The organism is Micrococcus sp. (assembly GCF_034179925.1).
Lineage (GTDB): Bacteria > Actinomycetota > Actinomycetes > Actinomycetales > Micrococcaceae > Micrococcus.
Window position 1 is genome coordinate 45,759 of record NZ_JAXFPG010000040.1, and the last position, 6,978, is coordinate 52,736.

The 6,978-nt window shown below is 75.9% G+C and carries 7 protein-coding genes; 1 reads left to right on the forward strand and 6 read right to left on the reverse strand.

What is annotated here, in order from left to right; translation table 11 throughout:
* The first annotated feature begins 6 nt into the window (after window positions 1-6).
* A complete protein-coding gene (locus SPI96_RS08120; protein ID WP_321081864.1) occupies window positions 7-1,209 on the forward strand; it encodes a glutamate--cysteine ligase in 1,203 nt (400 codons plus the stop codon).
* A 77-nt stretch (window positions 1,210-1,286) separates the two neighbouring features.
* On the opposite strand, the gene tsaD is transcribed toward SPI96_RS08120, so the two are convergent.
* The 6 genes from tsaD to SPI96_RS08150 all read right to left on the reverse strand — a co-directional run.
* A complete protein-coding gene (gene tsaD, locus SPI96_RS08125; RefSeq protein ID WP_321081865.1) occupies window positions 1,287-2,378 on the reverse strand; it encodes a tRNA (adenosine(37)-N6)-threonylcarbamoyltransferase complex transferase subunit TsaD in 1,092 nt (363 codons plus the stop codon).
* A gap of 10 nt (window positions 2,379-2,388) precedes the next feature.
* Window positions 2,389-2,925 carry a GNAT family N-acetyltransferase gene (locus SPI96_RS08130; RefSeq protein ID WP_321081866.1) on the reverse strand — a complete coding sequence of 179 codons (537 nt, stop codon included), beginning with the start codon at window positions 2,923-2,925 and terminating at the stop codon, window positions 2,389-2,391.
* Window positions 2,922-3,593: a tRNA (adenosine(37)-N6)-threonylcarbamoyltransferase complex dimerization subunit type 1 TsaB gene (gene tsaB / locus SPI96_RS08135; RefSeq protein ID WP_321081867.1), complete on the reverse strand. Its 672-nt coding sequence runs from the start codon at window positions 3,591-3,593 to the stop codon at window positions 2,922-2,924. The genes SPI96_RS08130 and tsaB overlap by 4 nt, the downstream gene beginning before the upstream one ends.
* A gap of 10 nt (window positions 3,594-3,603) precedes the next feature.
* Window positions 3,604-4,200 carry a tRNA (adenosine(37)-N6)-threonylcarbamoyltransferase complex ATPase subunit type 1 TsaE gene (gene tsaE, locus SPI96_RS08140; RefSeq protein ID WP_414601932.1) on the reverse strand — a complete coding sequence of 199 codons (597 nt, stop codon included), beginning with the start codon at window positions 4,198-4,200 and terminating at the stop codon, window positions 3,604-3,606.
* Window positions 4,197-5,396 (reverse strand): alanine racemase, encoded by a 1,200-nt coding sequence (gene alr, locus SPI96_RS08145; RefSeq protein ID WP_321081871.1) that lies wholly within the window; start codon window positions 5,394-5,396, stop codon window positions 4,197-4,199. Before alr ends, tsaE begins: the two co-directional genes overlap by 4 nt.
* A 65-nt stretch (window positions 5,397-5,461) precedes the next feature.
* Window positions 5,462-6,978: bifunctional ADP-dependent NAD(P)H-hydrate dehydratase/NAD(P)H-hydrate epimerase (locus SPI96_RS08150; RefSeq protein WP_321081868.1), on the reverse strand; the 1,517-nt coding region annotated here is incomplete at its 5' end.

Below are 6,978 nucleotides of genomic sequence, written 5' to 3' on the forward strand. Positions count from 1 at the left end.
GACGGCATGACCCTTCCCTTCGCCGACTCCGCCCAGTCCACGCTCGGCATCGAGTGGGAACTCGCCCTGGTGGACGCCGTCACGGGCGACCTGCGGCCGGAGGCGCCCGACGTCATCGCCTCCGCACTGGAGGCCGCCGGCCTCGGCCCCGACGACGATCACCCGCACGTCACCGCCGAGATGCTCCAGAACACTGTGGAGTTGGTCACAGGTGTGCACCGGACCGTGGGCGACGCCGCCGAGGAGCTGCGCGGAATCGCCGAGGGGATCCTCGACGCCGCCGAACGGCGCGGCATGCACCTGTACTGTCAGGGCTCCCACCCGTTCGCCGAGCCGAATCTGCAGCCGGTCACCGACCACGACCGCTACAACCGTGTGGTGGAGATCGCCCAGTACTGGGGCCGACAGATGCTGATCTTCGGTGTGCACGTTCACGTGGGTCTCGACGACGTCTCCAAGGCCATGCCCGTGGTGAACGGGCTGGTCAACCGCTTCCCGCACTTCGTGGCCCTCTCCGCTTCCTCCCCGTTCTGGGCCGGGGCGGACACCGGCTACGAGTCTCAGCGCACCCAGGTGTTCCAGCAGCTGCCCACCGCCGGGCTGCCCCACCAGTTCGAGGAGTACGCGGACTTCGAGCACTGCATCGACCAGATGGTGAAGGTCGGCATGGTGGACGACGCCACCGAATGCCGCTGGGACGTGCGCGCCGTGCCGCGCCTGGGAACCGTGGAGATGCGCGCCTGCGACGGCATGTCCACCATCGAGGAGATCGCCGCCGTCACCGCCCTCACCCAGTGCCTCGTGCACGACCTCTCCACAAACCTGGAGCGGGGGGCGGACGCCCCGGCGATCCTCCCGCCGTGGTACGTGCAGGAGAACAAGTGGCGGGCCGCCCGCTACGGCATGGAGGCCCGGGTGATCCTCGACCCCTCCGGCACCACCGCCCCGGTGGCCGAGCACCTGGCCGAGGAGCTGGACCGCCTCGCCCCCACCGCCCGCGAACTGGGCTGCGAAGCCGAGTTGGAGCACGTGCGCGTGATGATGGCCCAGGGCCCCGCCGCGGACCGTCAGCGGCGCATCGAGCGCGAGGCCGCCGCCGCCCTGCCTGCAGAGAGCGCAGACCTCTCCGACCCGGTCGCCCCGCTGCGGGCCGTCGTCCTCGACGCCGCCGGCCTCACCCGGCGCTCGGTGCGCGGCCGGGCCGACTGAGGACGGCGCGGCCTCGTGGGCTGGTCACGGCGCGGCTGAGCGCGGCCGGGGCTGAGCGTAGCCCCCGGCACAGCCCGTCAGCGGCTGACGACGCCCACCGGCTGGCCCGGGTCCGCCCCGAAGGCCAGGTCCGAGGGCGGCACCCCGTCCGCAACGAGCCGCGCCCCGAGCGCGGCAACCATCGCCCCATTGTCCGTGCAGAGGTTCACCGGCGGGACCACCAGCTCAATGCCCGCAGAACGGCACCGATCCGCCAGCAGAACCCGCAGCCGGGAGTTCGCCGCCACGCCACCGCCCAGCAGCAGATGCGTGAGCCCCTCCTCACGGCACGCGCGCACCGCCTTGGCCGTGATCACATCCGCCACCGCCTCCTGGAAGGAGGCCGCGATGTCCGCACGCGGCACCTCCAGGCCGCGCGCCTCGAACTGCTCCACCGCCCGGGACACCGCAGTCTTCAACCCGGAGAACGACCAGTCGTGCCGGTGCGGGCCAGGCTCCTGCACCGTGCCCACGAACTTGCCAGCGGTCAGCCCGCGCGGGAAGCGGAAGGCCTTCGGGTCCCCCTCGGCGGCGAGCCTGTCGATCACGGGTCCGCCGGGGTATCCGGCGCCGATCAGTCGGGCGACCTTGTCATAGGCCTCGCCTGCGGCGTCGTCGATGGTGGAGCCGAGCAGGCGGACGTCCCCGCTGATCCGCCCCACACGCAGCACCTCGGTGTGCCCGCCGGAGACCAGCAGCGCTCCGAGATCCTCGGGCAGGCCGTCCCAGTCGGCCGGGCGCACACCGTCCAGCAGGCCCACGCCCACATGCGCGACCAGATGGTTCACGCCGTAGACGGGCAGGCCGGTGGCAGCACCGAGCGCCTTGGCCCCGGCCACGCCCACCATGAGCGCCCCGGCCAGGCCGGGCCCGGAGGTCACGGCGATCGCATCGAGGTCCGTCAGCCCCACCCCGGCGGTCTCGAGCGCCCGGCGCACCGTGGGCACGAGGGCCTCCAGGTGGGCGCGGGCGGCGATCTCCGGGATCACCCCGCCGAACCGGACGTGCTCCTCCACGGAGGAGGCGACCTCGTGGGCGAGCAGCTGCGCGCCGCGCACGACGCCGACGCCGGTCTCATCGCAGGAGGACTCGATGCCGAGCACGAGGGGGGCGGAGGCGGTGGCGGACATGCGCCCCATCCTAGTGAGCGGCCAGCGGGCGGCGCATGACGACGGCATCCTCCCCGCCCGGGTAGTAAGCACGGCGCACGTCGATCGCGTCGAAGCCCGCGCGCCCGTACAGGCGCCGGGCGGCGTGGTTGGAGGCGCGCACCTCCAGCAGCAGCGCCTCGGCTCCGCGCAGGGCCGCCTCCTGCACCATCCAGTCCAGCTGGGCGGCGCCGAGACCACGCCCGCGCACGGCCGCGACGGTGCCGACGGTCTGCACGTCCGCGAGGCCACCGAGCACCATGATCCCGCCGTAGCCGACGATCTCCCCCGGCTCACCCTGCCCGCCGCTGCCGGTCTCGTCCCGCACCACCACCCGGTAGTCGCGGGTGGCGGGGCGGCCGTGGGCGTCCAGACCCCCGGCAGGGCCGGCTTGGGCCAACTCCTCCTCGTAGAACCGCGCCGGCCAGGCGTCCAGGGGGAACAGGGCAGGCTCGTGCTGGAGCACCTCGGGCACGTCCCACAGGGTCATGGGGCGGATCAGGAACCCGTCCGGCACCGCCGCGCTCATGCGCCGGCCCGGCGGCGGGGAGCCGGCACCTTGGCGTCCGACTCCCGCAGGTACAGCGGCGTCGGGGGCAGGATGCCGCGCCCACGGCGCAGGGCGAGCTCGGCCACCTGCCCCAGGGCGACGGCGTCGGGCACCTCGCCCTCCCAGCCCGCCACCGCGTGCAGGCGGTCCCGGTAGAGGCCGGCCCCGGCACCATAGGCAGGCAGCGGGGTCACATGCTCCGCAGCGGTGACGAAGGGGCCGTGCAGCAGGGTGGGCTGCCCCCCGACCTGCGCGTAGTGCGCCCAGTACACCTCACGGCGCCGGGCGTCGGTGGCCACCACGAACTCCTCGGTGCCGTGCTCGAAGGCGTCCACACCGGCCCGGTGGGCGAGCGCGTCGAGGCTGCGGACGCCGTGCACGGGCACCTGCCACGCGAAGCCGAGCGCCTGCGCGGTGGCCAGCCCGGCCCGCAGCCCCGTGAAGGGCCCCGGGCCCACACCGACCACGACGGCGTCCAGCTCCGCGCCGGACACCCCGGCCTCCGCCAGGGCCTGCGTCACCGCCGGGGCGAGGGCCTCGGCGTGGCTGGTGGTGTCCTCCGTGGACCACACCGCCTGCGGGCGGCCGTCCGCGAGGACGGCCACGGAGGCGGCGGCGGACGTGTCGAGCGCGAGCAGCAGGGCCATGCCGGCCAGTCTACGGAAGGCGCACGCCAGCCCACCGGGGCCCGTAGCCGGTCACGACGGCGGTGCGCACCTCCTGGTCTCCCTCGCCCTCCTCGTCGGAGAAGTCGGTGACGATCCCCGCCTCCGAGGCGGGACCGGCGTCGTGGGAGGCCTCAGGCTCCGCGCCCCCGAGGGCACGGACCAGCTCGATGTCCAGCCAGGAGGCCTGCGGATCCTCGGGGAAGCCCGCGAGGGACTCGGCCAGGCCGCGCCCCCACTCCACCACGGTGACCGATCGGTCCGCGGTCGCCTCGATGTCCAGGTCCGTGAGCTCCCCGCCCGAGCGCAGACGGTAGGCGTCCACGTGCACGAGATCCGGGCCGTCCCCCGGGGTGGGGTGGATGCGGGAGAGCACGAAGGTCGGGGAGATCACGCCGCCGGGCACGCCCAGGCCCTCGCCCAGGCCCTGGGTGAAGGTGGTCTTCCCGGCGCCGAGCTCCCCGGTGAGGATCAGCAGGTCCCCCGGGCGCAGCACGCCCGCCAGGGAGGCGGCGAACGCACGGGTGCCGGCGGCGCCGTCGAGCCGGACCTGCGCGGTGAGGGTGGGGGTGGGCGGCAGAGGGGTCACGGATGGTCCTTCCCGGAGGTCGCGGAGGTCTCGGAGTCCACATGCAGGCGGGGCACCCGGGCGCCCAGGCGGGTGACCAGCTCATAGTTGATGGTGCCGGCGGCCTCGGCCCAGGCGTCCGCGGAGATCCCCGACGCCGGGCCGAACAGCTCCACCGGGTCCCCCACCTGCTCGGTGGCCTCGGGGCCGAGGTCCACCACGAACTGGTCCATGGCGATACGCCCGGCCACCCGGAGCCGGCGTCCCGCGACCTCCACCGGGGCGCCGTCGGCGATGCGCGGCACGCCGTCGGCGTACCCGAGGGGCACCAGGCCCAGGCGGGTGGGCCGCTCGGTGCGGTAACGGAACCCGTAGGACACGCCCTGCCCAGCCGGGACGTGCTTGACGTTCGCCAGGGTGGTGCGCAGGGACATGGCCGGGCGCAGGCCGAGGCTCTCGGGAGAGCGGCCGGGGAAGGGGCTGAGCCCGTACAGGCCCAGGCCCACACGGACCATGTCCAGGTGCAGGTCCGGCCGGGTGAGGGTGGCCGGCGTGTTGGCCAGGTGCCGCACGCGCGGGGTGAGCCCGGCGGCCCGCAGCGTGGCCTCGGCCGCAGCGAACGCCTCACGCTGGGCGTCCGTCTCAGCAGCCCGGTCCAGCTCGTCGGCCACACCGAGGTGGGAGAACAGACCCTCCACCCGCACGAGGCCGGCCGCCTCGAGCTCGGCAGCTCGGCGGGCCACCGCGGGCAGGGTCTGGGCCGTGGCCCCGTTGCGGCCCAGCCCGGTGTCCGCCTTCACATGCACGAGGGCGGGTCTGCCCACCGTGCGGGCGGCCTCGGCCACGTGCTCCAGCTCCCAGCCGGAGACGCCCAGGGCCACCTCGGCGGCGACGGCGGCGGCGAAGTCCGTGCCCGCAGTGTGCAGCCAGGCCAGCACCGGGGCCTGGACTCCGGCCTCACGCAGCGCCAGGGCCTCGGTGACGTGCGCGACCCCGAGCCGGTCGGCCCCGGCATCCAGGGCGGCACGGGCCACGGGGATGGCGCCGTGGCCGTAGGCGTCCGCCTTCACCACGGCCATCAGCTCGGGGCCGGTTCGGTCCGGCAGGGAGGTTCCGCCCGGGTGGGAGGCTCCGTCCGGGTGGCGCAGCCGCTCCCGCAGGGCCCGCACGTTGTGGCGCACCGCCGCCAGGTCCACGACGACGGCCCGTTCCGGCAGCGCGTGCCCAGTCGGGGTGCAGGGGCGCTCGGAGGCGGTGGGGGCGGCGGTGCGGCAGGGGTCGGTCACAGCAGTCCATCCTCGCACTCGCCGGACCCTGCGGTCCCCCACCAGGCGTCGGCGAGCACCCGGCTCACCGCCTCCGGCAGGGTGCCGGCCCGTGCCCGGCCGTGCCGGGCCTGCCAGGCGCCGGCACGGGCATGCCACCACGCCCCCGCGGCCGCGAGCGCCGCCAGGGAGGGACGCGATGCTCCAGAGCCGGGGGCGGCGCCCGAGGCACCACCGGTCTGGACGGCGCCGGGCTGGACGTCGCCGGACCGGATGTCGCCGGGCGGGGCGTTGCGGAGCGGCGTGCCAGGGGCCTGGATGCGGGCGGCCTCGGCCGCGAACACGGCGCCGAGGACCCCGGCCAGGACGTCCCCGGACCCTGCCACGGCCAGTTCGGGGCCGCCGTCGTCCATGAGCCAGGCCTCGCCGTCGGGAGCGACCACGAGGGTGCGCGGGCCCTTCAGGAGCACACTGACCCCGTGGGCGGCGGTCCAGGCGCGCAGGCGCTCGATCTCTCCGGCGCCGTCGGCGGTGACGGTCACGGCGTCGGCGGCGGGCACGGGCAGGCGCTCGCGCAGGCCCGCCCACTCCCCCGTGTGCGGCGTGAGCAGCACGCGGGCACCGGCACGGCGGAAGGCGGTGAGGTCCTCGGCGGTCAGGAGCGTCAGGGCGGACGCGTCCACCACCAGCGGCGTGCCCGGGTGGGCCACCACAGCGTCCCGGACCCGGTCGAGGGCGGCGCGGGCGTCGGCGTCGGCGTCCAGGCCGGGGCCGAGCACCCAGGCTGCGGTCCGTTCTGGGGCCGGTCCCTGCTCCGAGGCGAGCGCCTCCGGGTGGGCTGCCAGCACGAGCGCGCGTGCAGCCGGGTGGCCGGCGTGATGGGCCATGCCTGCCCCACCGGCGAGGGCCCCGCCGACCGTCAGCACCGCAGCCCCCGGGTAGCGGGCCGATCCGGCCGCCACACCCACCAGGCCCCGGGTGTACTTGTGCGTCCCGGCATCGGGGCGCGGGTGCAGGGTCTCAGCGGTGGCCGCGTCCATCCGGTGCAGGCCCGTGTGCGGGGCGGTGGGCAGGTGGGGGCCCAGACCAATGTCCACCAGGTGCACCCGACCGGCCGCTCGGGCCCCTTCCCCCAGCAGCAGGCCGGTCTTGAGGGCGCCGAAGGTGACGGTCCGCTCCGACGGGAGCGTCTTCCCCGGCACGGCACCGGTGTCCGCGTCCACGCCCGAGGGCACATCGCAGGCCACCACCGCGGCGTGCTCCGGCAGGTGCCGGGCGGCGTCCGGGAGGGTGAAGGGGCCGCGGGCTCCCGTGCCGAGCATCGCGTCCACCACGACGTCGGCCCGCCCCGGCAGGGTCTCGGCCCGCCGCCCGCCTGCGGCCGTGAGCGCGGCCCAGCCCTCGGCGTGCCACACCGGGGTGCCGTCGCTGCCGGTGCGCCCCGGCACGGCCCCCGCCTCCACCCCGCGGGCGCGCCGGAACGCGAGGGCGAACAGGGCCTCGCCGCCGGTGTTGCCCCGGCCGACCCGGGCGG

Coding starts and splice junctions, on each gene's coding strand:
- SPI96_RS08120 (WP_321081864.1), top strand. CDS start 7: ATGACCCTTCCCTTCGCCGACTCCGCCCAGTCCACGCTCGGCATCGAG.
- tsaD (WP_321081865.1), bottom strand. CDS start 2,378: ATGTCCGCCACCGCCTCCGCCCCCCTCGTGCTCGGCATCGAGTCCTCC.
- SPI96_RS08130 (WP_321081866.1), bottom strand. CDS start 2,925: ATGAGCGCGGCGGTGCCGGACGGGTTCCTGATCCGCCCCATGACCCTG.
- tsaB (WP_321081867.1), bottom strand. CDS start 3,593: ATGGCCCTGCTGCTCGCGCTCGACACGTCCGCCGCCGCCTCCGTGGCC.